The sequence below is a fragment of the Paraburkholderia sp. PGU19 genome (genome assembly GCF_013426915.1).
Lineage (GTDB): Bacteria > Pseudomonadota > Gammaproteobacteria > Burkholderiales > Burkholderiaceae > Paraburkholderia.
The window spans coordinates 427839-454134 of the sequence record NZ_AP023182.1 but is presented as its reverse complement, the minus strand read 5'-3'; the positions used below and the strand labels follow the sequence as shown (position 1 = coordinate 454134).

At 61.2% G+C, this 26296-nt stretch carries 17 protein-coding genes and 3 pseudogenes; 10 read left to right on the top strand and 10 right to left on the bottom strand.

The window, feature by feature from the left end:
- Positions 1–215: 215 nt before the first annotated feature.
- The 5 genes from H1204_RS42480 (at position 216) to H1204_RS42460 (ending at position 7133) form a co-directional block, all read left to right on the top strand.
- Complete coding sequence (locus tag H1204_RS42480; RefSeq protein ID WP_243469135.1) at positions 216–2537, top strand: carbohydrate-binding family V/XII; 2322 nt, start codon at positions 216–218, stop codon at positions 2535–2537.
- 298 nt (positions 2538–2835) lie between these two features.
- On the top strand, positions 2836–4293 hold the full coding sequence (gene arcD / locus H1204_RS42475; protein WP_180736073.1) for an arginine-ornithine antiporter: 1458 nt from the start codon (positions 2836–2838) through the stop codon (positions 4291–4293).
- A gap of 11 nt (positions 4294–4304) precedes the next feature.
- Positions 4305–4889, top strand: a complete 585-nt coding sequence (locus H1204_RS42470) for a hypothetical protein (RefSeq protein WP_180736072.1) — start codon at positions 4305–4307, stop codon at positions 4887–4889.
- Between the two features lie 43 nt (positions 4890–4932).
- Entirely contained in the window at positions 4933–6198 is a 1266-nt protein-coding gene (locus tag H1204_RS42465; protein ID WP_180736071.1) for a DUF3300 domain-containing protein, read from the top strand.
- An 11-nt stretch (positions 6199–6209) separates the two neighbouring features.
- Positions 6210–7133 (top strand): DUF2950 domain-containing protein, encoded by a 924-nt coding sequence (locus H1204_RS42460; RefSeq protein WP_180736070.1) that lies wholly within the window; start codon positions 6210–6212, stop codon positions 7131–7133.
- 97 nt (positions 7134–7230) lie between these two features.
- Here H1204_RS42460 and ptsG read toward each other — a convergent pair whose 3' ends face one another.
- The 4 genes and pseudogenes from ptsG to H1204_RS52085 all read right to left on the bottom strand — a co-directional run.
- Positions 7231–9006: a PTS glucose transporter subunit IIBC gene (ptsG, locus tag H1204_RS42455; protein ID WP_180736069.1), complete on the bottom strand. Its 1776-nt coding sequence runs from the start codon at positions 9004–9006 to the stop codon at positions 7231–7233.
- A gap of 43 nt (positions 9007–9049) precedes the next feature.
- Positions 9050–12064, bottom strand: coding sequence for a phosphoenolpyruvate--protein phosphotransferase (ptsP, locus tag H1204_RS42450; protein WP_243469094.1), 3015 nt, complete (start codon positions 12062–12064; stop codon positions 9050–9052).
- Between the two features lie 440 nt (positions 12065–12504).
- Positions 12505–12726, bottom strand: a complete 222-nt coding sequence (locus H1204_RS42440; RefSeq protein ID WP_180736068.1) for a hypothetical protein — start codon at positions 12724–12726, stop codon at positions 12505–12507.
- A 152-nt stretch (positions 12727–12878) separates the two neighbouring features.
- A pseudogene (locus H1204_RS52085) lies at positions 12879–12950 on the bottom strand (tautomerase); the annotation flags it as partial.
- Positions 12951–13254: 304 nt separating this feature from the next.
- Between H1204_RS52085 and H1204_RS42435 the strand changes: the two are divergent.
- The 3 genes and pseudogenes from H1204_RS42435 (at position 13255) to glgX (ending at position 17968) form a co-directional block, all read left to right on the top strand.
- The gene (locus H1204_RS42435; RefSeq protein ID WP_180736067.1) at positions 13255–15654 is read left to right on the top strand and encodes a phosphoketolase family protein; all 2400 of its coding nucleotides are present in this window, start codon (positions 13255–13257) and stop codon (positions 15652–15654) included.
- A 102-nt stretch (positions 15655–15756) separates the two neighbouring features.
- Positions 15757–15888 (top strand): annotated as a pseudogene (locus H1204_RS42430) (glycogen/starch/alpha-glucan phosphorylase); the annotation flags it as partial.
- A complete protein-coding gene (gene glgX / locus H1204_RS42425; protein WP_180736298.1) occupies positions 15878–17968 on the top strand; it encodes a glycogen debranching protein GlgX in 2091 nt (696 codons plus the stop codon). The pseudogene H1204_RS42430 and the gene glgX, both read left to right, overlap by 11 nt.
- A gap of 12 nt (positions 17969–17980) precedes the next feature.
- Here the strand turns inward: glgX and H1204_RS52080 are convergent.
- The 4 genes and pseudogenes from H1204_RS52080 to H1204_RS42410 all read right to left on the bottom strand — a co-directional run bounded on the left by H1204_RS52080 (position 17981) and on the right by H1204_RS42410 (position 21998).
- A pseudogene (locus H1204_RS52080) lies at positions 17981–18375 on the bottom strand (tautomerase).
- 58 nt (positions 18376–18433) lie between these two features.
- Positions 18434–19675 carry an NADH-ubiquinone oxidoreductase-F iron-sulfur binding region domain-containing protein gene (locus H1204_RS42420; RefSeq protein WP_180736066.1) on the bottom strand — a complete coding sequence of 414 codons (1242 nt, stop codon included), beginning with the start codon at positions 19673–19675 and terminating at the stop codon, positions 18434–18436.
- Between the two features lie 19 nt (positions 19676–19694).
- Positions 19695–21344: an FAD-dependent oxidoreductase gene (locus H1204_RS42415; RefSeq protein WP_180736065.1), complete on the bottom strand. Its 1650-nt coding sequence runs from the start codon at positions 21342–21344 to the stop codon at positions 19695–19697.
- A 15-nt stretch (positions 21345–21359) separates the two neighbouring features.
- Positions 21360–21998, bottom strand: a complete 639-nt coding sequence (locus tag H1204_RS42410) for a 2Fe-2S iron-sulfur cluster-binding protein (RefSeq protein WP_180736064.1) — start codon at positions 21996–21998, stop codon at positions 21360–21362.
- A gap of 99 nt (positions 21999–22097) precedes the next feature.
- Between H1204_RS42410 and H1204_RS42405 the strand changes: the two genes are divergently transcribed.
- Positions 22098–23540 carry an anion permease gene (locus tag H1204_RS42405; protein WP_180736063.1) on the top strand — a complete coding sequence of 481 codons (1443 nt, stop codon included), beginning with the start codon at positions 22098–22100 and terminating at the stop codon, positions 23538–23540.
- A 245-nt stretch (positions 23541–23785) separates the two neighbouring features.
- Here the strand turns inward: H1204_RS42405 and H1204_RS42400 are convergent, their stop codons facing one another.
- Positions 23786–24139 carry a BON domain-containing protein gene (locus H1204_RS42400; RefSeq protein WP_180736062.1) on the bottom strand — a complete coding sequence of 118 codons (354 nt, stop codon included), beginning with the start codon at positions 24137–24139 and terminating at the stop codon, positions 23786–23788.
- A 414-nt stretch (positions 24140–24553) separates the two neighbouring features.
- Between H1204_RS42400 and H1204_RS42395 the strand changes: the two genes are divergently transcribed.
- A complete protein-coding gene (locus H1204_RS42395; protein ID WP_180736061.1) occupies positions 24554–25183 on the top strand; it encodes a helix-turn-helix transcriptional regulator in 630 nt (209 codons plus the stop codon).
- 311 nt (positions 25184–25494) lie between these two features.
- On the opposite strand, the gene H1204_RS42390 is transcribed toward H1204_RS42395, so the two are convergent.
- Entirely contained in the window at positions 25495–26184 is a 690-nt protein-coding gene (locus tag H1204_RS42390) for a potassium channel family protein (RefSeq protein ID WP_180736060.1), read from the bottom strand.
- Between the last annotated feature and the right edge of the window lie 112 nt (positions 26185–26296).

The window sequence follows — 26296 nt, the reverse complement described above, 5'->3', positions numbered from 1 at the left end:
TCGTTACACTGACCTACGCGCGAAGTCTTTCAGCGAAGCCGACTTCGGTGAAAAAGGAAGTCATTAACAGCGAGGCACCGCCTGCCCTTCTATACTGTGAGCGTAATCAGCAACGGCTGGATCAGCGCAGATTCCGTTAACGCGTCTCTGCAGGCGGGATTACGACGATGTTGAGTGGATGCCACCGACTCCTCGGGCTAGTGGTTGTGGCCCTGATGCCCTATGGGCTACCTGTCGCAGTTGCCGCGACCGCTCCCGGCGCCTGGCCTTCGATCAATTGGCCTCGAAGTTTCGATACTGCGACCAGTCGGATCGAGATTTACCAGCCGGAGATCGTGAAGTGGGATGGCGACCAGCTATCGGCGCGTGCCGCGATTGCGGTCGGATCGAAAGGCGGGAATCCCACCTATGGTGTCGCCCGATTGTCGGCACAAGCCGACGTCGACAAGGCATCCGGCCTCGTGCAGCTGTCGCACATCAAGGTGGACAGCGTCGAAGTGCCGACCAGCCCCGACCAGGCGGGCGCAGTACTGGATACGCTCGTTTCGCGGCTGCCGCCAAAAGGTCTGACGGCGTCTCTCGATGTGCTGCAGGCAAGCTATGCGCTCTCGCAGCAAGGGGGAAGGGTGCCCCGGGTGGCAGTGCTCAATACGCCTCCACGCATTGTTTTCGCAACTACGCCGACGGTCCTCGTCTCGGTGGATGGCGAGCCTGCATGGCGAGCTGTGAGCGGCACGCATTATCAGCGAGCCATCAACACCCGTGCACTTCTGCTGCGGGATCGCGAAGACGTCCTGTACCTGAAAGCGGCCGGGCATTGGTACACGCGTCGTGAGGACGCTACGTGGCACGTGCAGACTGCGTCGCATGATCTCGTGAATGCGGCCAATATTGCGAACGCATCGATGCCCTATGACCCGCTGCTGCCGGGCAGCCGCAAGCCGGCTTCTACAGCGCCGGCAATACTGTTCGCCACCGAGCCCACTGAACTGGTGATCACTCACGGTCCGTTCAGGCTCGTCGCCGTCGCGGGCACGCGTCTACAAACAGTCGCCAATACCGAGCATGCCGTGTTCGTCGACACGGACACGCGCGAGATTTACGTGCTTATATCCGGGCGCTGGTTCTCGGCCGTCAGTGGTGGTGCATGGCAGTACGTACCAGGTGAGAAACTGCCGGCCGATTTCGCGAAGATCTCACCGTCGGACCCGAAAGCAAACGTGTTGGTATCGATACCCGGTACGCCACAGGCGAGGGAAGCGGAGATCGCTACCACCGTTCCGCAGACGGCCACCGTGTCACGCGCGAAAGCTACCACGATCGTCCGTTACGACGGCGAACCGCGCTTCGCACCGATAGCCGGGACGTCGCTCAGTTATGCGGTCAACACGGCTACGCCCGTCGTGCAGGCGAGCGATCGCCACTACTATTGTGTGACGAACGGAGTCTGGTTTTCCGGCGCCACCCCGATGGGCCCCTGGCTTGTAGCGACCACGGTCCCGGACGAGATCTATGCGATCCCGGTGAGTTCACCCCTCTACTACGTGACATACGTGCGCATCTATTCCGTCACGGCAGACACGGTCGTCGTGGGCTACACGCCTGGCTACCAGGGCGTCTACGTGAGCCTCGACGGGACGGTGGTCTTCGGGACTGGCTACGCCTATCCCCCGTACATCGGGTCGGTCTGGTTCGGCTATCCGGCAACCTACGGTTACGGAGCGGGTTTTGCACTCGGCGATGAACAGGGTTTCTCCTACGGCTTCGCGGCCGGCGAGGATTGGGGTGCTGCGTGGCCATACTGGGAACCGTACTGGTGGTGGGGCTACGGCTACTACTGGGGCTATGGTTACTACGTCAACCTGAATCAGGCCAATTTTTATGGCCGCTGGGGCCAAGGCACGGTGACCTATGCGGAAGGATGGAATGCGTGGACGGGCACCGAGTGGCGTGCTGCGGCCGTGCAGGGCTACAACCCTGCTACAGGTGCGCATTACCAGGGAAGCAGGGGCGCGGCTTTCAATCCCTATTCAGGTAGCTTTGCCGCAGGTCGACAGGGTTCGGTCGTGAATCCATTGACCGGTCAGGCCGTCGCCGGCCGCGGCGGAGCCGTCGGCAATGCGTACACGGGAGACTACGCAGCGGGACGTCAGATCGTCGGAAGCAATCCGGAAAGCGGGCGTGCCGCCGCCGCCGAAATCGGCATATCCGGCAATACACAGAGTGGCGAACGAACGGTGACGAGCAAGGGCGTGGCCGTCAACACGAATACGGGCAATGCGATCGCATGGAACAACGGCGACGTGTATGCAGGGCACGACGGTAACGTCTACCAGCGAACCCCGGACGGCGGATGGCAGATGCAGACGCCAAAGGGCTGGGAGCCGGCTCAGCCGGGCGGCGATATCGGCAGGAATCTGGCTGATCAGAACAGGGCACGGGCGATTGGTCAACAGCGGTCCGGCCAATGGCGGCAGACCGGCGGAATGGGCGGGCGCGTCGGCGGTATGGGCAGGATGGGTGGTTTCCGGCGGTAACACGCGCATGCTGCGTCACGCTTGATGCGTCGGCCGATTGTGCACGCTGTGCTTGCGGCGAGTTCCCGAGTTTGAGGGCGCGGCGGGCGCTATTCCTGACCGGAAGAAAAATCCGGCCCGAGTAACGCAATCGTTCAACCCGTATCCGCGCGCCTTGTCCTATCTTGAACAATGCCTGTTTCTCAACCAGACTTAACTGCAGATGGCTTGCCGGATGAACAGATGATGCCGGGAACGCGGCATCGCACCGGGCCCGGTCCAGTCTGTTTCCGCGCCCGCTCGCCGTGGGAGAGGGGACGTGAATCAACTAGCTGGATTGAATCACGCGCAGCCAGAGACACAGAAACTTGGCCTCGGGGCGCTGACAGCGCTTGTAATCGGCTCGATGGTCGGCGGAGGAATCTTCTCTCTACCGCAGAACATGGCGGCAAGTGCTGATGTCGGCGCCGTACTGATCGGCTGGACGATTACGGGCGTCGGCATGCTGATGCTCGCATTGGTATTCCAGACCTTATCGGTTCGCAAGCCCGATCTCGACGGCGGGATCTACGCCTACGCCCAAGCCGGGTTTGGGGACTACATGGGATTTTCGTCCGCATGGGGTTACTGGATCTGCGCGTGGCTTGGGAACGTCGGCTACTTCGTGTTGCTGTTCAGTACACTCGGATTCTTCTTCCCCGTCTTCGGTGAAGGCAATACGGCGATCGCGATTGTCTGTGCATCGTTGCTTCTGTGGTGCGTGCATGCTCTCGTATTGCAGGGCATCAAGGAAGCCGCGATTGTGAATCAGATCACAACAGTCGCCAAATTTCTCCCGCTCGTCGTGTTCATAGCAATCTGCCTGTCCGCTTTCAGACTGGACATCTTCACGGCCGATATATGGGGAAGAGCGAATCCGAAACTCGGCAGCGTGACGCAACAGGTTCGCAGCATGATGCTCGTCACGGTGTGGGTCTTCGTAGGAATCGAAGGCGCCACGATCTTTTCCGCGCGTGCCGGGCATCGGCGGCACATCGGGCAGGCAACCGTCACCGGATTCATCACAGTGCTGCTCGTGCTGTTGCTGGTCAATGTCCTGTCGATGGGCATCCTGACGCAACGAGAACTGGCGGCGCTGCAGAACCCTTCGATGGCAGGCGTCCTCGAGCGTGTTGTCGGGCACTGGGGTGTGCTGCTGATCTGCACTGGCCTGGTGATTTCATTGACGGGCGCCATGCTGTCGTGGATGCTGCTCTGTGCGGAGATCCTGTTTTCAGCAGCACTCGGCCGAGCCATGCCTGCATTCCTGCGAAAGGAAAACGCGAATCACGTTCCGGCCAATGCATTGTGGCTGACCAATGCAATGGTGCAGGGATTTCTGATCATCACGTTATTCTCTCGAGGCACCTATCTCTCGCTCGTCTACCTGTCGACGTCAATGGTCCTGGTGCCGTATTTCTGGTCCGTTTCATATGCGCTGCTGCTTGCCATTCGTGGCGAGTGCTACGAGCGCGCCACCGCGCGCGATAGACAAAAGGATATGGCTATTGCCGCTATCAGCCTCGGTTACGCGCTTTGGCTGCTATACGCCGGAGGCATCAAATATCTGCTGCTGTCCGCGCTGCTTTATGCGCCGGGGGCCATCTTCTATGCGAAGGCAAGGCGAGAAGCGGGCAAGCAGGTGTTCAAGGCAATCGAGAAGCTCATTTTCGCCGCAGTGATGGCTGCAGCGATAGCCGCAGCCGTTGGGCTCTACAACGGTGTGCTGAAACTCTGAGGAGCGAAAACATGAAAGCAGGCAGCTTGCTGTTTGTGGCCGTCACCGTATTGATGACCTGCCCGGCATTTGCGCAACCTCAAACTTCCATCGACGTGACGAAGGGACCGCAGAAAACCAACGCATCGGGGACGACGACTGTGACAGCAACGATCGTCGCGATAGAGCCAGCTACCCGGACTGTCACGTTGAAGGACAAATCGGGCAAGGTCATGCAGCTCCAGGTGGGCGACGAGACGCGCAACTTCGACCAGCTCGCGGTCGGCGATACAGTCACAACGGTTTATACGAAAGCGATATCCGTGAGCCTCGCCAAAACGGGCGGTCCGCGTTACGGTACGCAACGTCTGATCCAGGAGCGCGCGGCTTCCGGCGCGAAGCCTGGCGGTACCATCGGCCGTGAGGTGACGGTCAGGGCAGACGTCGTGTCCGTTGATCAGAGAGCGAACGCGATCACGGTGAAAGGACCTTCAGGAGCGGACGTTGACCTCGTCGTCGAAAATCCCGATCAGCTGAAAAATATCCGAAAGGGCGATCAGATCGAGGTGGTGTACACCGAAGCCGTTGCTATTTCCGTGACGCCCGGGAGCAAATAGAACAGGCAGCCAAGCCGGGTTCTACAACGTAGAGGAGGGGCATATGATCTCTTCGACAGGACGACGGGCAACAGCGATTCTGTTTTGGGTGCTATTGCTGGTGACGATCCCGGCGCGCGCGGACCGTGGTCCCGAGACCCCGGCAGCGTTCAGATCAGAGGAACTCGAGGCGCTGGTCGCACCCATTGCGCTTTACCCGGACCCGGTGCTGGCTCAAGTGCTGATGGCATCGACGTATCCGCTGGAAATCGTCTATGCGGCACGCTGGGTGAAAGCCAATCCGAACCTGAAGGGCGACGCCGCCGTCAAGGCAGTCGAAAGCCAGCCGTGGGACACCAGCGTGAAATCGTTGGTGGCGTTTCCGCAGATCCTCGAGCCCATGAACGATAAGCTCGACTGGACCCAGAAGCTAGGCGATGCGTTTCTCGCCCAGCAAAAGGATGTGTTCGCCGCCGTGCAGCGATTACGCGCGCGTGCGCAGGAATCGGGCAACCTGCAGTCGAACGAGCAGCAGAAGGTAATCGTGGAACCGGCGCCCGCGGGCGGGCAGACCACAATCGTGCGAGTCGAGCCGGCCAATCCGGAGGTGATCTACGTACCGGCCTACAACCCAACGGTCGTCTATGGGGGGTGGAGCTACCCGGCCTATCCGCCATATTACTGGCCGCCGTACCCCGCCTATTATCCGGGCGCGGCACTCGCGACGGGTTTCGCGTGGGGCATCGGTCTGGCCGCCGCCGGCGCGATCTTTAGCGACTGCAACTCGTGTTGGAATGGTGGAGACGTTCACGTCGACCACCACAAGGCCCAGAACATCGACCGCAATGTCGATCGCAGCAAGGTGCAGGGACAGGGCGATCGCTGGCAGCATGATGCGAGCCATCGCAAGGGCGTCGCCTATCGGGACAACGCAACGCGAGACAAATTCGCGGGGCAGGTTTCGGGTGCCGATCGGCGAGCGCAGTATCGCGGCCGTACTTCGGACTCGGGTACACGTCCGGGCGCAACCGATCGGGCAGGCGCAGGCAATCGTGCGACGACAGCGGATCGTTCCCCTGCGGCGAACCGGGGCGGCGGGTCTGGTCGCGGAAGCAGTGACATGAGCCGGGTCAGTGGCGGTAACCGTGGCGGTTACAGCGGCGGCGGACGCGATACCGCTTTATCGGGCATAAGCGGAGGCGGCACCGCCGCCCAGCGCAACTACGATCGTGGCAGATCGAGCATGCAGGGTTCGGGATTCAACCGGCCTTCCGGTGGCGGCGGCATGCGTGGTGGCGGTGGTGGCGGTGGATTTCGCGGCAGGCGTTGAGGAGAACAACCATGAACGCACGAATTTCCAGCAAGCGGCTGACTTCGGCATTCACCCAGCTGGCGGCTGGCGCCGTCCTCGCATTCGCGCTGACGTTCCCGGCGCACGCGCAAAGGAACTTCAGCTCGCCGGATGCTGCGATGAGCGCTTTTGGCGACGCAGTCGTGAAAGACCGCGAGGACACATTGCGCAAGATTTTTGGCGACGACTTTCGCGATCTGATCCCGCCCGTCGACGCACAGGTGCGAGAGACGTTTGTCGCCGAGTGGGCCAAGTCCCATGCGATCAAGACGACCGACGCCAGCCATGCACAGATTACGGTCGGTGATGATGGGTGGACGTTCCCGATCCCACTGGTCAAGACAAACCAGGGATGGCATTTCGATACACACACTGGCGCCCAGGTCATGCGATTGCGGCGTATCGGCCGAAACGAACTCGCCGTCATCCAGACGATGCTCGCAATCTACGATGCGCAGCGCGAGTATGCGCAGACCAATCACGACGGCGAGGGGGTGCTCGCCTATGCATCGAAGCTGGTGAGTTCAGCCGGCAAACACGACGGTCTTTACTGGCATACGGGACCGGACGAAGCCCCAAGTCCGCTCGGCGAAGCGTTCGTCGACGCAAGCTCGCACAATGCAAGCAATGCCGGCTATTACGGATACCATTTCAAACTGCTCGAGTCTCAGGGCCCACATGCCCCGGGCGGCGCCTATGATTACGTCGTTCGTGGCAAGCTCTTTGGCGGATTTGCCATCATTGCCTGGCCGGTGAAGTATGGCGACACCGGGATCAAGAGCTTCATGGTAAGTCATGCGGGCCAGGTCTATGAGCGAGACTTCGGGCCGCAGAGCGTGGAAAAAGCGCAGGCAACGAAGTCGTTTGACCCTGGGCCAGGGTGGAGCAAGGTCAAGGACCACGATAGCGAATAGCCACAAATCCGGCGTTCGCCTGACGCTTGCCGATGCAACGAACAAATAGCCTGCCATCGGTGGCCCAAACGCGGTGAATTCAGAACATTCTCCGCCACTATTGCATCGCGCCCGCCAGGTTTTCTGCGCCGAGACCCACGATCAGATCGAACTCTCCGTTGGAAAGGGGTTGCATTGCAGGAACTCCGGCTGCCTTCAGTGCGGCGGCGTCGAGCCTGGATGCGTCGGATAGCGCGACGCGCAGGCGCGTCGCCGCAAGCGCTTCGAGCTTCGTGACGTTGGTTGCCCCACCGAGCGCCGAGCGAATCTTTTCCGCGCGCGCTTTCTGCGCCGGGTTCTGCGTCGGGCTCGCAACTGCGGCTACGGGTGCGGCCGTCGCAGCGACGGCAGGTCCGCCCTGCGCGAGGTCGGCTTCGCTGCCAGCCGTCTTCAGGTATTCCTGCATGTCGGTCTTCATGTTCTCCGACAGCGGACCAAAAATCGCCTGCACGCCGTTGCCTACCCGTAACACGCCTGCGGCGCCGAGCGCCTTGAGCTTGCGATCATCGACGAGCGCCGGGTCATTCACGGAAATACGTAGACGCGTAATGCAGGCATCCAGGCTCTCGATGTTGGAACGGCCGCCAAAGGCGAGCACGAGTTCGCGCGAGCGTCCACCGGCGCCCGCCGTGCTGACCTTGGCGGCTTCAACGGTGTCGTCCTCGCGGCCCGGTGTCTTGAGGTTGAACCGCGTGATCACGAAGCGGAACACGCCGTAGTAGATCACTGCGTAAATCGGACCGAGTATGAAGACATACCATGCGTGGGTCGACTTGTTGCCGATCAGGTTGAACGCGAGGAAGTCGATAGCGCCCTGCGAGAAGGTGAATCCCATGTGCATGTCCAGGGTGTTGGCCACGAACTGCGTCGTCGCCGCAAGACACGCATGAATGAGATAAAGGAAGGGGGCCACGAACAGAAACGCAAACTCGATCGGCTCGGTGATGCCGGTCAGGAACGAGGTCAGCGCAGCCGAGATCATCATGCCGCCGACGGCAACCTTTTTCTCGGGTTTCGCGCAGTGCCAGATTGCGATCGCCGCGGCTGGCAGCCCGAACATCTTGAACAGGAACGCGCCCGCCAGAATGCCGGCCGTGCGGTCCCCTGCAAAGAAGCGGGTGATGTCGCCGTGGACCACTTTGCCCGTGGTCGGGTCCAGGTAGCTGCCCATCTCGAAGAAGAACGGCACGTTCCAGATATGGTGAAGTCCGAAGGGGATCAGCAGGCGCTCGACGAACCCGTAGATCGTCGCCGCCGTGCGCGGGTCGGATACCGCCGCCCACTCTGAAAAAGCCTTGATCGCGCTGCCGATCGGGGGCCACACGACGGACAGGACCGCGCCGAGCACGATCGCGCCGATCGCGGTCACGATCGGCACGAAGCGCTTGCCGGCGAAAAAGCCGAGATACGGCGGCAGCGAGATCCGGTAGTAGCGGTTGAACATCCACGCCGCCAGAGCGCCCGCCAGGATGCCGCCGAACACGCCCGTCTGGATCGATGGAATGCCCATGATCGTGTCCGGCTGGATGCCCTCCGCCTTGGCGATCACGCCCAAAGTCGCTGTCATGACGAGATACCCGATCGTTGCGGCAATGCCCGATACGCCGTCGTTCTCCGTGAATCCGAGCGCGACGCCGATCGCGAAGATCAGCGGCAGGTTTCCGAAGATCACGTCGCCCGAGTTTTTCATCAGCGCGAGGACGATGGCGGGCACATAACCATGGAAATCGGTCGCGCCGAGGCCGAGCAGCAGACCGGCCACCGGGAGCACCGCGACGGGCAGCATCAACGACTTGCCGACTTTCTGCAAGACTCCGAAGGCATGCTTGAACATGGCTGGCCTCCCGTATTGTGCGAGATGGTTGTTGTCGATCCGTTTATTCGGCGAAGGGTGCGAGGAGGGCACGGACTTCTGCCGCCGTGCCAAGACGCAGTACTTCGGTGGCAAGCTGACGCGCGCTGTCCATGGTCACGCGCGCCAGTTGGGCCTTGATTGAACCGACAGCAGGAACGCTGACTGAAAGCTCGTCGACGCCGAGGCCCACGAGTACGGGAACGGCCATCGCATCGGAGGCGATCCCGCCGCACACGCCCACCCATTTGCCGTGTTCGTGCGCGCCGTCGACCGTCATGCCGATCAGACGCAGCACGGCCGGGTGAAGCGCATCGGCTTGCCTGGCGAGCTTCGGATGCCCTCGATCCATCGCTAGCGTGTATTGCGTCAGATCGTTGGTGCCGATCGAGAAAAAGTCGACTTCGCGCGCGAGCTGCCCAGCAATCAGCGCGGCAGCAGGCACTTCGATCATGACGCCGACCTTGACGCCGCGCGCCTGATCGCCCGCCTCCTCGAACAGTATCTTCTTTGCCGCGAGTACTTCGTCGATAGTCGTGACCATCGGGAACATCACGTGCAGGTTGCCGATAGTGGCCGTGCGCAGAATGGCGCGTAGCTGCGTGCGGAAGATGTCCGGACGGTCGAGGCTCACCCGCACGCCGCGCAGCCCGAGGAAGGGGTTGTCTTCCCGGGGCAACGGCATATAGGAGAGCGGCTTGTCGCCGCCTACGTCGAGCGTGCGGATCACGAGTGGGCGCTCCGGGCCGAGCGCCTCGGCGACGGCGCAATATTCGGCCGCCTGTTCGTCCTCGGACGGCGCGGTGTCGCGATCGTCGAACAGGAATTCCGAGCGCAGGAGTCCCACGCCTTCGGCGCCCGCCGCGACTGCATCGCGCGCTTCCTGGGCGTTGCGGATGTTCGCGACGACTTCGACGCGGTGGCCGTCCGACGTCGCGGCGAGCCTGACTGCGGCGAGCTTTTCTTCCTTGCGCCTCGCCGTTTGGCGTTCGATGCGTTCGCGTGCCTTCGCGAGATCTTTGGCGTCCGGGTCGCATCTCAAGCTTCCATGCGAGCCGTCGAGTACGACGAGCGTTCCATCGGCGAGTTGCAGTGCGGCTTCGTCGATGCCGCAGATGGCGGGAATGGCGAGCGAGCGCGCAAGGATTGCCACGTGGCTGGTGGCGCCGCCCGTCGTCGTGCAGAAGCCGAGCACCTTGCTGCGATCCAGCGACGCGGTATCCGACGGCGACAGTTCTTCGGCGATCAGGATGGAGTCGCCAGGCACTTCGATCTGCGTCTGCCGGACGCCTGCAAGCAGCCCCAGCACACGCCTTCCGACGTCGCGGATGTCGCCGGCGCGTTCACGCAAGAGCGGATTGTCGAGCTTCTCGAGCGTGGCGGCCTGCTTCTGGAAAGCGTCGCGCCACGCGAATCCCGCGCTCTTGCCTTCGCTGATGCTGCCGATCGCCAGGTCGTTGAGATCAGGATCGTCGAGCAGTTCGAGGTGGGCATCGAGAATCTGCTTCTTCGACGGATCGGTGAGCCTGGACTTGAGCGCTTCGATCTGCTGACGCGCCTCATGCCGTGCGGATTCCAGTTGCGCACGTTCACGCTGTGGCGACTCGCCCGTCTCCTTCACGTCGATGACTTCATGCCGGAACTGCACGATCTTGCCGACTGCGAGTCCGGGCGACGCGGACACGCCCGTCAGTTCATTGGCGTTGGCGGGTGCCGCGCGCACTTCGGCGACAACGGGTGTGGCGACAGGCGCGTCGGCTGCGGGCGCGGGCGCGTCGCCGGGCTTCTCGCCCGAACCTTCGGCAAGCAGGTGCGCGAGCTTGCCGGTCGCTTCGCCCGCGTCGGGGCCCGTGGCCTGAACACGGACCTTGTCACCGAACTTTGTCGCAAGCACCATGATCGACACGACCGACTTGGCATTAGCCGTGTCGCTGCCGCGCAGCAAACGGATATCGGACGTGTACTTCTTCGCCTCGGCAGCGAATACGGCGGCGGGCCGAGCATGCAGCCCAGCGGGATTGGGCAGCGTGACTTCGTCGGAGTAGACCGACGACGCGCCCACGATCACCTCCTTGGGCGCGCCGCCTGCCAGTTCGACGGAGAGTGCAGTATCGACGCCTGCAGTGACGAGGCCCTTTGCGGGCAAGTAGCGAGTCACGAGATCGCCGTTAGCGATCACCATCTGGGTCAGCAGGCTCACCGCTTTGGCGCCGACGACGACAGGATCGAAACGGATCAGCGGTTGGTCCAATACGACGCTGTCGCCTTCCTTGACCAACGGAGTGAAGCCTTCGCCGCGCAGCAATACGGTATCGAGCCCAATGTGCAGCAGCACTTCGAGCCCGTTGTCCGCGGTGATCGTTACAGCATGCCCAGCGCTGTGCAATTGCGTAACCTTGCCGGGAAGCGGGGCGAGCAACTCAGTGGAGATCGGGTCGATCGACACGCCGTCACCGACCATCTTCTGTGAAAAGACGGGATCGGGAATGGTTTCGAGCGGCACCATGACGCCCGAGACTGGCGCATGGAGTTGGACGAGTCCGAAACTCGCGGAGCCGGGCTGCTTGAGTTCGACTTCGAGCAGCACGCTTCGGCCGGCCACGACGACGCCCGTGTGCCGTTTCAACTGCTGGACTCGATCGCTATTGATGACGATGATCTGGGTGAGCAGACTGCGCGCCTTGCGCGCGACAAGATCAGTGTCGAAACGGATCATCGGCTGGCCGGCCGCAACGCGGTCGCCTTGTGCGACGAGCGGAGTGAAGCCCTCGCCTTTGAGGCTGACGGTGTCGATGCCGATGTGCATCAGGATTTCGAGCCCGCTGTCTGCCTTGATCGTCACTGCATGGTGAGCTGCGTGGAGCAGCGTGACGGTCCCGGCCGCCGGGGCGAGCAGTTCGTTTGACGTCGGGTCGAGCGAGATGCCGTCGCCCACCATCTTTTGCGCGAAAACCGGGTCCGGCACCGAGTCGATGGGTACCAGCACGCCGGAGAGTGGTGCGATCAACTCAATAAGCACCGCACGCTCTGGAGCATTCATCTGCACGACTCCTTTGACATTGATGCGAGACCGAAGCGATTGGATAACCCGATATGAGCTGGCGCGGAAGTGCACAAGCTCCGGGGTCATCGATACCGCTCAACGCCGTCCAGGGAGGCGCCTGACGTGTGGGCTATGAGGGCTTTGAGCCTGGAATTCAATCATAGGCAACCACTTGACGATTCGCTAACCGAATGATTCCAGGCGTGACGTCGTGTGTCAGCTTGCGAATTGAATGGAGCGCGGGGGACTGTTGCGAATTCGTCCAGAATCACTGGCTTGATTCCAGAAATAGAAACGCGGGCGTGCCAATCGCCATCAAGGTGATTTCCCCGTCGACACCAGCGACAGTTCAACGACACGCGGGCATCTGAAGCGCCAGCAATGCTGGTCACTTTTTCATTGGCCGGACCGTGGCGGAACGACGATTCGAGCCCTGATCAACGACCGGCGCCCGTCAGTTGCCGCAACCTTTGTGCATCCTCATCGTGCCGTTCCGCCGGGTGAAGGCGCAGTATCGCTTCCCAGGCGAGGTACACGCCGAACGCATATTCATGCCGTTTTCGGAGTTCTATGTCCGAGGTCGTATTCGCCTTGTCGATCTGACGTTTGATCTCAGTCTCTGCAGCGTGCGTCAGTTCGTCATAAGTCCAATTTTGCATGTCATGTCCGTTCTATCAGATTCGTGTTGACAACGACACCGATGAATTAGCCAGCAACGTAATAACCTCGTACCGCGCCTGACTCGCAGGCGCAACACAATGAGGCAGCCATACGTGCGCTATTTTTGCTGGCCCGGCTCCCATTCCGGGCTCTAACCGTCCATTGTTGGGTGGTACATATCATCACCCGCGTGCTGGGTGAATTCAACATTGAGTCGCGTTTTGCTTCAACGGGACGCCGAGCACACGAAATTGAAACGGTCGCCCCTACTGTTTCACAATCGGTGGATCAGTATGTGGCGTCAGTTGAAGTAGCAGCGCGGCCGGGACACCCAGATGGCCATTGCGGTAGCACTTGAAATACGTTCCCGGTAACGTATTCTGGCTTTACGGTCTTGCCGCCTCGCAAAGAGATGCTGGCAATGGAGACTACTCAAAGGCGCCAGATCCGAACAGGCGCCGGCTCCGCGCATTCAAGGCTTTCCACATTTCATTGCCGTTGCACCGCAACGGTCAGGAGACGTCGAAATGAGCAAGCATTCCGCTTCGGACATTTCACGGCAGACAGCGACCCTGGACACAAACGAACTACGACTGATCGACGCCTGGTGGCGAGCGTGTAACTTCCTGTCGGTCGGAATGATCTATCTCATCGACAACCCGCTCCTGCGCGAGCCTCTCAAACCCGAACACGTGAAGCAGCGGCTGTTAGGGCATTGGGGCGCGAGCCCGGCGCTGTCGTTCGTATGGGCGCATCTAAATCGCGTGATCAGGCGTGACGGACTGAATGTGATTTTTATGGCGGGCCCCGGGCATGGCGCGCCAGGTGTGCTTGGCCCAGCCTACCTTGAAGGCACCTATTCGGAGGTCTATCCGGACAAGAGTGAAGACGTCGAAGGCATGCAGAAGTTTTTCAAGCAGTTTTCATTTCCAGGCCATATCGGCTCCCATGTGACTCCGGAAACCCCTGGTTCCATTCACGAAGGTGGTGAACTGGGTTATAGCCTGTCGCATGCTTACGGCGCGGCGCTGGATAACCCGGATCTCATCGTCGCGTGTGTGGTGGGCGACGGCGAAGCTGAAACAGGGCCGCTTGCAACCGCGTGGCATTCGAACAAGTTCATTAATCCCGCACGCGACGGCGCCGTGCTGCCGATTCTTAATCTGAATGGCTACAAGATCGCCAACCCGACGGTGCTTGCCCGCATCAGTCATGAAGAACTTGAGGCGCTATTCGTCGGTTATGGCTACAAGCCATATTTCGTCGAGGGATCGGACCCAGCCGAAATGCACCGGGCGATGGCCACCACACTCGACACCATCGTCAGCGAGATTCGCGCGATTCAAACGAAGGCGCGCGAAGGCGGCGAGGTCGAACGGCCGAGATGGCCAATGATCGTGCTGCGTACGCCCAAGGGCTGGACCGGTCCGAAGGAGATCAGGGGGCACAAAGTGGAAGGCACGTGGCGCTCGCACCAGGTGCCGTTTTCCGACGTGCGCGGCAATTCCGAGAATCTCGCGCTTCTGGACAACTGGCTGCGCAGCTACAAGCCGGAGGAACTGTTCGATTCGAGCGGACGCCTCATTCCCGAACTGAGAGCGCTGGCACCAGACGGGCGGCAGCGGATGAGCGCGAATCCGCATGCGAATGGCGGCGTCTTGCGCAGAGAGCTGAAACTGCCGGATTTCCGCAACTATGCGGTAGACGTCACGCATGCAGGACGGGTGTTACGTGAGAACACGCATCCCCTTGGCGAGTTCCTGCGCGACACGATGCGGGAGAACATGAACACGTTTCGCGTGTTCGGACCGGACGAGACGGCATCGAATCGTCTGCAGGCCGTCTACGAGGTCAGCAAGAAGATCTGGATGGCCGACATGTTGCCCGAGGACGAGGACGGTGGCGAACTGGCGCGTGATGGCCGCGTCATGGAAATACTCTCCGAGCATACGCTGATGGGCTGGCTGGAGGGCTATCTGCTGTCGGGGCGGCACGGCTTCTTTCATACCTACGAGGCATTCGCCCATGTGATCGATTCGATGTTCAACCAGCATGCAAAATGGCTGGACATCAGCAAGAATCATGTGCCGTGGCGGGCATCGGTGGCGTCGCAGAACATTCTGCTGTCGTCGACCGTATGGCGGCAGGATCATAACGGTTTCTCGCATCAGGACCCCGGCTTCATCGATCTCGTCACGAACAAAAGCCCGTCTGTCACGCGCGTCTATCTTCCGCCCGACGCCAACACGCTTCTGGTCGTGGCCAACGAATGTCTGCGCTCCACCGACTGCATCAACGTGATCGTGGCTGACAAGCAGAAGCACCTGCAGTTCACCACGATCGACGAAGCGATCGTGCACTGTGCGAAAGGCATGGGCGTCTGGCGGCGCGCGAGCAACGATGAAGACGTGGAGCCCGATGTCGTGATGGCCTCGTGCGGCGATGTAGCGACACAGGAAGCGCTGGCGGCCACGGCTATCCTGCGTGAGCGTTTGCCGGAACTGAAACTGCGGTTTGTGAACGTGGTCGACCTGTTCAGGATGCAGCCGGCCAGCGAACATCCCCACGGATCGACTGCACGCGAATTCGACAGTCTGTTTACCGTCGACAAGCCGGTCATCTTCAATTTCCACGGCTATCCGTGGCTGATCCATAAGCTCGCATATCGCTTTCGCAATCACGAAAATATCCACGTGCGTGGTTACAAGGAGAAGGGCAACATCAATACGCCGCTCGAACTGGCCATTCTCAATCAGGTCGACCGTTTCAACCTGGTGATCGACGTACTCGACCGCGTGCCGCGATTGCAGGCGCGCACCGCGCATCTGCGGGAAGACATGAAGAACGCCATCATCAGTAATCTGGAATATGCGCATACACACGGAATGGATCGCGCCGAGATTACTGACTGGGTGTGGCCTGAGTAACGCCAGGGAGCCGACTTAAAGCGACGAATCCGAGGCCGGCAAGCGGCTCCCCCTCGCCCAGCAGTACTTCTTCATGTCCTGCTCGTTGCAGGACATGTTGCGTCTGCTCGGATGCGGATGTCGATCCTTAACACGGCGCGCTCGGGGAAGTTCTCGTCGGATCGCGCGATTGGCGAATACTGTGAGCGAATCTGGAAAATCTCGCCGGTGCGAATCGCCCTCGATCAAGGCTGACGCCGGGGCGCTTCCGTGCTACCGCGTCGGCGCCGGATCGCGGTTTCCGCCTGGCGCGACCGCTCTTGCCGGGGGCGTGAACTTTTGCGTATTTTGCCGCGACGCATCGAGCGTCGAACTGCTCCTGTACGCGCTACCCGATAGCCCGGCGCCGTTTCAGACCGTTACGCTCACGCCCGAACACAATCGAACTTTCTTCTACTGGCACGTGTTCATCGAAGGGCTCCCCGTGCACGTCTGCTACACGTGGCGGGTCAATCGATCCGTTGACATGCAACGCTCCCATCACGCGTGCGATGCCCGTCGCGAACTCCTCGATCCGTTTGCGCGCGCCGTGAGCGACGTCCTGTGGGATCGGCGCATGGCGGTCGACGCGCCGAACGACATGGAGCACCAGGGCGTGCCTCGCGCAATCGTCGTCGAAGGGGGCACTTCATGCGACTCGCCGGACGCACATAGCCTCGATGGCGCGGTCATCTATGAGCTTCATGTCGGCGGCTTCACACGACACCCGTCGAGCGGTGTGCAGCATCCAGGGACCTTTGCCGGGTTGATAGAGAAGATTCCGTATCTGCAAGAACTGTGCGTCACACATGTCGAACTGCTGCCTGTCATGGCTTTCGATGAGCAGGATGTTCCGCCTGCGGTGGCTGCGCTCGGCTTGTCAAATTATTGGGGCTACAGCACGCATAGCTTCTACAGTCCGCATCCGGCCTATTGCGTCGATCCTGCTCACGCCCCGGGCGAGTTTCGCGCGCTGACGGATGCCCTGCATGCTGCAGGTATCAGGGTGTTGCTCGATGTGGTCTTCAATCACACCGCGGAAGCCGGCGAATCGGGGCCTGTGATCAACTTCAAGGGGTTTGCGAACGACATCTTCTATCAGCATGACCCGGACGATGAACGCCGCTACCTCGACTACACGGGCTGTGGAAATACGGTGAACTGCAACCATCCACTGGTCACCGCCTTTATTGTCCATTGCCTCGAATATTGGGTCGAAGAACTGGGCGTCGACGGATTCAGATTCGATCTCGCCAGCGTTTTTGCCCGTGACAGGCATGGCGCATTGATGGTCGATCCACCCTTGCCGTGGGCGATCGAGTCTTCGCGCATCCTCTCGCGGGTTCCGCTGATTGCGGAAGCGTGGGATGCAGGCGGTCTCTACCATGTCGGTGCGTTTCCGGGCATGGCGTGGGCGGAGTGGAACGGGCGCTACCGCGACGTGATCCGACGCTTCGTGCGCGGCGATGCCGGGATGATCGGCGAGGTCGCTACCTGCATCGCCGGCAGCGCAGATCTTTACGCGGACGATGGCAGGTTGCCGGCCAATAGTGTCAACTTCGTCACGTGTCACGATGGATTCACTTTGCACGACCTTGTGAGCTACAACGGCAAGCATAACGAGGCGAATGGGGACGATAACCGCGACGGCAGCAATGACAATCTGTCGTGGAATTGTGGTGCAGAGGGCGATACGGACAATGCCGATATCGTTCAGTTGCGCGGCCAGCAAGCCCGCAACATGATGGCCATTCTGTTTCTTAGTCAGGGCGTGCCAATGTTGCTTGCTGGAGACGAGGCACTTCGCAGTCAGCGTGGCAATAACAACTGCTATTGCCAGGACAATCCGCTTTCGTGGTTCGATTGGAGTTCAGCGGCGCGCGCTTCGACGATGCTGCGCTTCGTGCGTGAATTGATCGCACTGCGCAGGCGCCACCCCAGTTTGCGTCGGCGACGCTTTCTGACGGGGCAACCCGTGCAGTCGCATTCGATCGCGGACGTGTCCTGGCACGGTAATCAACTACACGAACCCGCCTGGCAGGATCGAGGCGCGCGCCTGCTCGCTTTCACGCTCGGCGGTGAAGCCGAAGGCGAAGCGCCTCTTCATGTAATTCTGAACATGGACGACTCGATGCATCGCGTCGCGCTGCCCGCTTTCGACAACTGGCGCTGGCACCGCATCGTCGATACTGCGCGGAATAGTCCAGACGATATCGTAGCGTCGACACACGAGGGGCCGGTGGAGGCTGAGGATTGTGAGGTACAGGCGCGCAGCGTCGTCGTGCTGGAGGGCTGAGCGTCCAATGTGTCACGACTGCCCCGGCTCCCATTCCGGGCCATAGCCGCCAAGCGCCGGGTGATACATTCGTCGCCCGAGTGCTGCGTGAACTCGACGTTGAGCCGGTCCTGCTGCAAGCCGAGAATTTCCACACAATGTGCGCAGAGCGCTTTGGCGAGTTGCATGCGCAATTCTGGCGGCCGTCCTCGCCGGATGTCGAGCATCATCAACGACACCGCCACGGGTTCTCCGTCGGCCTCCGGAATACGCCAGACGCTCCCCTCGCCGAGTTCGCGAATGGCCACGCTGATTCTCCTGATATCGACGGACATTACGTGTGCATACGTTTCGCTGAACTTTGCCGCGAGCAGCTTTTTCTGCTCGATCGGATAGTGCCCGTTCACATCGAGTTGCAAGTAAGGCATCGGCTATGGCTCCGTAAAATCGTTGTTCGTCGCGCGGCCGGACAATCGACGATTCCGGCTAGGCGAGAAGCGCTTCATATTCCTCCCGGAACTGGTTGATCGAACTTTCGACCACCGTCACTGCGCCGTCTATCAGACCGCAGCGCCCGCTGCCGGGAAGGATGCGGCACAGGTTCTCCAATGCATCCAGATCGGCGCGCACGCCACGACCCGTGTCGAGCCGGTTGAGAAGACGCATCAACTGAAACGTCCCGCCTTTGCAAGGCGGACATTGCCCACACGAACCCTGGGCAAAGAAGCTCACATACTCGGCAACCTTGCGGACAATGCTGGTGCCTTCCGACACGACGATCATCGCGCCTGTCCCCAGACGCGATTGGCGTTGCCGCACCGAATCGAAGTCCAGCGCCACATCGAGATCACGCCTCGTCAGCAGGGTGTTGGAGGGGCCGCCCGTAAAGACTGCCTTGAATTCCTTGTCCTGTAGCATGCCGCCGCCGTGCTCGAAGATGAGTGTTTCGAGGCGGGTGCCCATCGGCAGTTCGTAAAGGCCGGGGCGCAAAACGTCGCCCGACAGCGAATAGAGCTTGGTTCCGGCGGCGTCGCCTTCGCCGAGGTTGCGATACCACTGCGCGCCGTGGCGCAGAATGCCCGGTACGTGCGCGAGGGTCTCCGTGTTGTTGACGATGGTCGGCGCGCCATGGACGCCCTGTTCAGCCGGGAACGGCGGTTTGCGCCGAGGAAATGGAAAACCGCCTTCGACGCTCGCAATGACGGCTGTTTCCTCGCCTCCGATGTACAAACCGGAACTGGGCACGACACCAAGCGACAGCAGGCCGCCGAGCCGCTGCTCGATCGCCGCGAACAGGCGATGCGCCCGCCACTGCTGCACGGCCTCGCGGGTGACCGCGAGGGCCACTGGTTGATGCGGGTTCACGTAGAGGACGACGTGGTTGGCGCGGGTCGCCACCGCGGCGATGAGCGCGCCCTCGATCACCTGATGCGGCGTGTGCTCCAGCAGAAAGCGATCCTTGAACGTGCCGGGTTCGTCCTCGTTGCCATTGCAAATGATGTACTTGTCGCCGTCGGGCGCGGCAGCGACGGGCGCCCATTTTCGATGTGTCGGGAAGCCGGCTCCGCCCATCCCGCGCAAGTCCGCATCGGCGATTTCCGTGACGACTGCTGCCGGGTCGTCCAGCGCCCGGCTCAGCCCCTCGCCGCCGCCGCGCGCAAGCCAGCCATCGAGGTCGGCTCCGACACAGCTATCGACGCGAAGAAGTGTCTGATTGAGCATGTTCATTGGCACTCCGTGGATCGTCTCACCGAATGCTGCCGACCGCGCGCCCCGGCACGGTCGGGTGCAAGCTGGTATCGACTCGCAGGTCGAAGTGGGCGTAGTCGGGAAAGAGTTGCGGCGCCTTCACGTGCATCGGCAGTTCCGCCAAGGTGAGTTCCCGCTGCCACGCGTGAACGTGGCCGATCCCGGCGCGGCTCGCCATCACGCGGCCTTTCAATTCGGCGGCCTTGGCCCCGGCGCGGCGTCCCATGCTCAGGATGTCGAGCAGCGCGTTGCCCATCAACCGGTTGCGTCCGTGGATGCCGCCCGTTACTTCGCCTGCGCAGTACAGGCCAGGCACGTTCGTCGCGCCATGCTTATCGATCGCGACGCCGCCGTTCTGATAGTGAAGCGTGGGGTAAACGAGAAACGGCTCTTGCGCCGGATCGATGCCGCACTTGTGGGCGAGATGACGCAGCGTGACGAGGCGCTGCGCGAGTATGCCGGGGTTCTCCATTTCGAGCGTCGGCGTGTCGAGGAATACGCCGATTTGACCGTCGCGCGTGATGCCGCGGCCTTGCGCGCATTCGCGCAGGATCGCGGACGCCACCACGTCGCGAGGCTTGAGTTCATCGACGAAACGTTCCCCTTCGCCGTTGATCAGTCTGGCGCCTGCGGAGCGCGCCGCTTCGGAGATCAGCCCGCCCGCGAGATGCGGCGGATAGGCGATGCCGGTAGGGTGGTATTGGAACGAATCGAGCTCGCGCAGCCGCGCGCCGATCCGATACGCCAGCACGAGGCCATCGGCGGTGGCACCGTAGTGGTTGGAGGTCGGGAAGGCATTGAGGTGCAGTCGCCCGGCGCCGCCCGTCGCGAGAATGACGGCACGCGCCCGCACCAGCACAAAGGTCCGCCACTCGAGGTTGTAGATCACGGCGCCCGCGCAGCCGCCGCGCTCGTCCGACAGCAGTTCGACGGCAGGACAGCGGTTCCACACCTCGATGCCTGCGTCGAGATCCACCGCCTCGCGCAGTACGCGCATCATCTCGAGGCCGGTGTAGTCCCGATAGGAGAGAATGCGTGCGGCCGATGCGCCGCCAGGCTTCTTGCGCAAAAGGTTGCCGCCTGTCGGCCGGTCGTCCTCCATGTCGAACGCCATGCCGAGCTGGATCAGCCAGCGGATCACATCGGGGCCATCCATCACCATCTGCGCTACGAGCTCGGGCTCGCCGAAAAAATGGCCGGCGCGCAGCGTATCCTCGAAATGCAGTTGCGGGCTGTCATCGTCGCCGACGGCCGCCTGGATTCCGCCTTCGGCCATCACGGTGTTGCTGTCGCCCAGGCGCAACTTGCCGGCGACGATCACCCGGGCGCCTTGCTTCGCTGCGGTGAGCGCAGCGGCGCATCCGGCGCCGCCGCCACCGATGATCAGCACATCCGTGCTGACGAGTTGCGCACCCGCGATGTCGACGTCGTCGATCAGTGCATTGGCCTGCAGATGGCGCGCGAGATCGGGCTGACAGGGTTCTCCCCGATTCACGCCGACGCTCAGCGCAACCCGCGCATTAACGCCATGATCAGGGTGATAGCCCTTGAGGAGCTCATCGACAGAGCCGGGATCGCTGCGTAGCGTCGGCGCTACGCCTGGTCGATAGCGCTGACGCGCATTGTCGTAAGGGATGCCGCCGGTCATGATCGTGCGCTCCCGTCAAAGCGGCGGCTGCGCGGCCGGCGCGTTGAAATCAATCTTCATTTCGCCGCTCTCGATCTGCTGCAGCCGCCGGATCAGGTTGGCAGGACGCAGCGAGTGCGACGAGATCATCCGTCGCACGAACAGGCCAAGGTGATTGGGACGGATATGTTCCGGGCAAGCGAGCGTGCAGAGGTTGCACATCACGCATTCATCGAAGACCTGGCTCGATTCGGCCAGCTTGCCCTCCACGGCAAGGTTGACGCCGCGCTGGACGTCGAGACCCTTCGGGCAGGCGCGATCACAGCCGCTGCAGTGACGGCAATGAGACGCCTCGGGGAATATGTCGGAAATCGTGCGTAACGCCTGCCAGCTATCGCCGAGGTCTTCCATGCGATATACGTGCCGCGCCTGCGTCGTAAAGTAATCGATGAAGGCGACTTGCATGCCGTCTTCGATCAGCGTCTCGCACGCAAGCAGGGTTTTCACTTCCTGTTCGCCGCTGCGCCGGACCATGATGCGGCAGGAACCGCACACACCCTGGCCCATGCAGCCGACCCCTTCGACGAGCGTCTGGCCCGCATGCAGAAAGGCTTGCAGGATCGAGCAGTTGGCCGGCGCCTCGATCTCGCGCCCTTCGATGCTCAGGTGAACCATGCTTGGTCTCCTTGCGAGGCGCCGTCGTCAACTGGCGAACCCGCGAAAAACGACATATAAACCATAGCACAATGAAGGTTATAGCCAAGGGGACATCACATGAAAGCCTGGTGGAAGGCCATCGCACCCGTCATCGTGCCGATCGTGGTCGCACTCATCCCCGCCCCGGCGGGGCTCGAGCAGCATACTTGGTACTACTTTGCGATCTTTGTGGGCGTGATCGTCGGTCTGATGCTCGAGCCCATTCCGGGTGCAGCGATCGGGCTCATCGCCGTGACCATCGTGGCCGTGTTCTCCGAATGGGTGTTTTTCAGCCCAGAGCAACTGGCGAAGCCGGGCTTCAACGTGGCAAACGCGAGCCTTGGCTGGGCGCTCTCCGGCTTCTCCAATGGCACCGTGTGGCTGATTTTTGGCGCCTTCATGTTCGCTTTGGGCTATGAGAAGACGGGCCTCGGCCGACGTATCGCGCTGATGCTCGTGCGGGCGATGGGCCGCAAGACGCTGATGCTGGGCTATGCGGTGATGGTGGCCGACGCGGTGCTGGCGCCCTTTACGCCGTCCAATACCGCACGCAGCGGCGGGACCATCTTCCCGGTGATCCGGAATTTGCCTCCGCTATACGACTCGAAGCCCAACGATCCGTCGGCGCGCCGGATCGGTTCGTACATCATGTGGACGGCCATTGCCACGACCTGCGTGACGAGTTCGATCTTTCTGACCGCACTTGCGCCCAATCTGCTTGCCGCCGAACTCATCAGGAAAACCGTCAAGATCGATCTGAGCTGGATGCAGTGGTTCACGGCCATCGCACCTGCGGGGATTGTGCTGCTGCTGGCCGTCCCGCTCCTCACTTACGTGCTTTATCCACCTGAAGTGAAGCAGGGCACGGAAGTGCCCGCCTGGGCTGCGGAAGAATTGCGAAAGATGGGGCCACTCACCAGGCGGGAATGGGTGCTGGGCGTACTGGTTCTTGTCGCACTGGCACTGTGGATCTTTGCTGATGACTACGTCAACCCCACGACCGCAGCACTGATGGTGATCGCCCTGATGCTCGTCACGCGGGTTGTCAGCTGGGACGACATGCTCGCGAACAAGCAGGCATGGAATACGTTCGCGTGGTTCGCGACGCTCGTCTCATTGGCTGACGGACTCAGCAAGACCGGCTTCGTCAAATGGTTCGCCGACATGATGTCGCATCACATGAGCGGTTTTTCACCGACGTTCGCGGCAGTGATCCTGGTGCTCATTTTTTTCTTCACACACTACATGTTCGCCAGCGTCACCGCGCATGCGACTGCGATGCTCCCCGTCATGCTGACCGTGGGCTCGACTATCCCAGGTATGCCAATGGAGGCGTTCGCACTGCTGCTGGCATTGACGCTCGGCATCATGGGCATCCTCACACCGTATGGAACGGGCCCGAGCCCGGTTTATTTCGGCAGCGGCTATCTGCCAGCCGCCGATTACTGGCGACTCGGGGCAATCTTCGGGATCGTCTATATCGTCGTGTTTCTTGTGATTAGCGTGCCGCTGCTGCTGTGAGGGGACGCTGGGAAAGATCAAAGCGGGCAGGGGCAGCGCTAATCGACGTTGTTGCGACGATATCCTCTTGAATTTTTCGATGCACGGCGATAATGGACGTTGGAACGTTGACCCTGCGACGCGTGTGAGATGTTTGATGTGATTCGCCTTTAGCCGCGCAGCAGGCAAAAATGCACGGAGCATTGGTTCCGCGTGCGACTTTAACAGCTAAAACGGCCAGTACATCCCGGCGCCGCGGTGAAGCGTTAATACCCTTTGGTATAAATCGTCAGATGGTTATTCACCGACGTTACACCCGGCACGCTCATCGCCACCTCCGCAGCCTGCTGGATCTGAAGGCCGTCCGGTACGCTGCCGGATAATGTCACGACACCGCCGCGCGCCTTGACGAATACGTTCGACACGCTGAAGTTGGGCGCTTTCGATAGCGCCTTGCGTACATCGCGAGCCAGTGCCTTGTCTGCTGGCGTCGCCTTACCTGAACTCGCAACCGGACTTGATGCGATCGGCATGGCGTTAGTGGTCTGCGCATAGATGTTGGGCGTCAGTGCGACACTTCCCATGACGACGAGCAGACTCGCGACGTTATTTGCTTTCATGATTGCCTCTCCTGTCCGGCTCTCCCGATGGTGAGACAAAGATAACCTACATTCCGCTTCTAACAATCCTCCCTGTGCGACCAGGTTTGGCAATCGTGGCGTGCGGCGAACAGCCAATCGTCTTGTTGCAACTGCTCCTCATCCCCATTGGACCAAGGTCCAATATTCCTTGCTGGGCGTCAGGCATATTCTTGATCCGAGGCATTTTTCCCGCTCGACGGTTGCAATGAGAGTGACGTCAAGACGCGTACTTACCGTCGTCCGTGCGGGTAACAGGTTCTCGCTTTGGATGTACCGCCGGCCTGACACTTCTGTACCGCCACATGATCACGATCACGGTCCCGAACCTGCGCGGCTGCAAACGGTTCGTAACCCGGACGGCCGAGCAGATTTCGACGCAAGGACGGAACAGACATGAAGCGTTCGATTAACTGGGATCTCATCGAGACTCGCGACTCGATTAGACAAAGCGCTTACGACCTCGCTCGCAGCGGTCTCTGTGATGGATGGCAAGACGTGTGGCGCGCGCTGCGCGTGCGGTTCGGCATCGACCAGCTGGCTGCAATATTCGAGAACCCTCTTAGCCGGCTCGATATCGACCAGCGTTGCTATCGTGCGCGGAATCCAGGAAAGGCCGAGAGGGATGGGGAAACGCATCTGGGCGCGATCGGGCAAAGAGCCTCGCCACCGTTGGGTTCAACGAGACCACCGGCTTCGAATGAGCACAAGCGCAAATCGGATCGCGTGACCAGCAGAATCCAGGCGGTGTTAGCGGATGGTAGCGGGTGCACCGCGGCGGAACTTGCTGAACGACTGGGCACGAGTCGCAACGAAATACTCATTGCCGTTCGTGAGATGCTGGCCGACGGTACGCTGGAGGTCGCACGATATGTTGCTTCCGGGCGTGGCGGCCGGGGAGCGCGAGTGTTCGTGCGCACTGGCGCGACTGCGCCACAGGGCGATGCTCGCGGCTCGCATGCACCGTGGCCGCAAGCCGATCCCGTCATAACAGAGGCTTTCGACGCTATTGCGCGTCCCAGGTGACGACGTTTCCTGTTGCACGACCGAGTCCACACGGACTGAGTATCTGGACGCGAGAGGAGCACACCATGCGTCAACCGAAAACCGTCATTGTCGGTGCAGGACGAGTTGGCGGGGTCGCGGCACTGTTTGCGGCCGTGGCACAAACAGCGGCTCGTCAGCGTTCGCCTGTGCTGTCGATGCGCGGCGTGTGCACAACAGGCACGTCACACGTTGTGTGACAAGGATGGCCCCGACCTCAATCAGCCTGGTTGGTCGTCGAGTCCACGCATATCGCCGGCAGTCAAACAGACACAACAAGGCTTCCTCACTTCCTAGGATTTGCCGTCGGTATAACGCTCTTTCGGTGGGTAAACGCCAGCGAGGCGGGCGATCAGGATCGCGACGAACAAGCTGCCGGTGATCTGTTCCACCATGCACATGCCGCGTGCCGGGCGCGTGAGTGGCGTGATGTCGCCGAAGCCTGTGCTCGTGAGGACGGTTATGCTGAAGTAAAGCGCGTCGGCATAAACGAGCCGACCCGGCTGCCCGACGATCATGTACGACTGCGGATAGAAGAATCCGATGATTGCATAGATGTACGCCCAGAGGTCACCGATCAACAGATAAGCCGCCGCGGCGCCAAACAGCTTGTCCGCCGTCATGATCCTGGGCTGGAAAACGTAGCGGAGAAGATACGCAACAGTGATGAAGTAGAGTGAGGCGCTGAACATCCAGGATATAGCAAGGCTCGTCTCGTCGTCGCGCCACAGGCCGAGGTACTGGAACCACATGGCCGGAACGGCAAGTAACAGCACGATCACGAACGGCAGGGTCGTACGGCCGACTGCTGCCACGGTCGCTATTACGAGGAACATATTGACGACGTTCAGGATGAGGCGGCCGCTATCGCTCGGGGGGACAAACGAAACCGCGCCGATGAGCGTGAGCAGCACGACAAACAGCCAGAAACAGCGCTGGTAGAAAATGCGAGACAGCGTATCGCGCGTGGTACGGAAGGCCATGGTGATCTCTCCCCTGGTTCGCGTATGTCGCGGCCAGACAGCCGCGTGTGACGGGAGTATAAAGGGGTAACACACCTGCCGCTCCCGCCCACGCTGGCAGAAGTCGACCCCA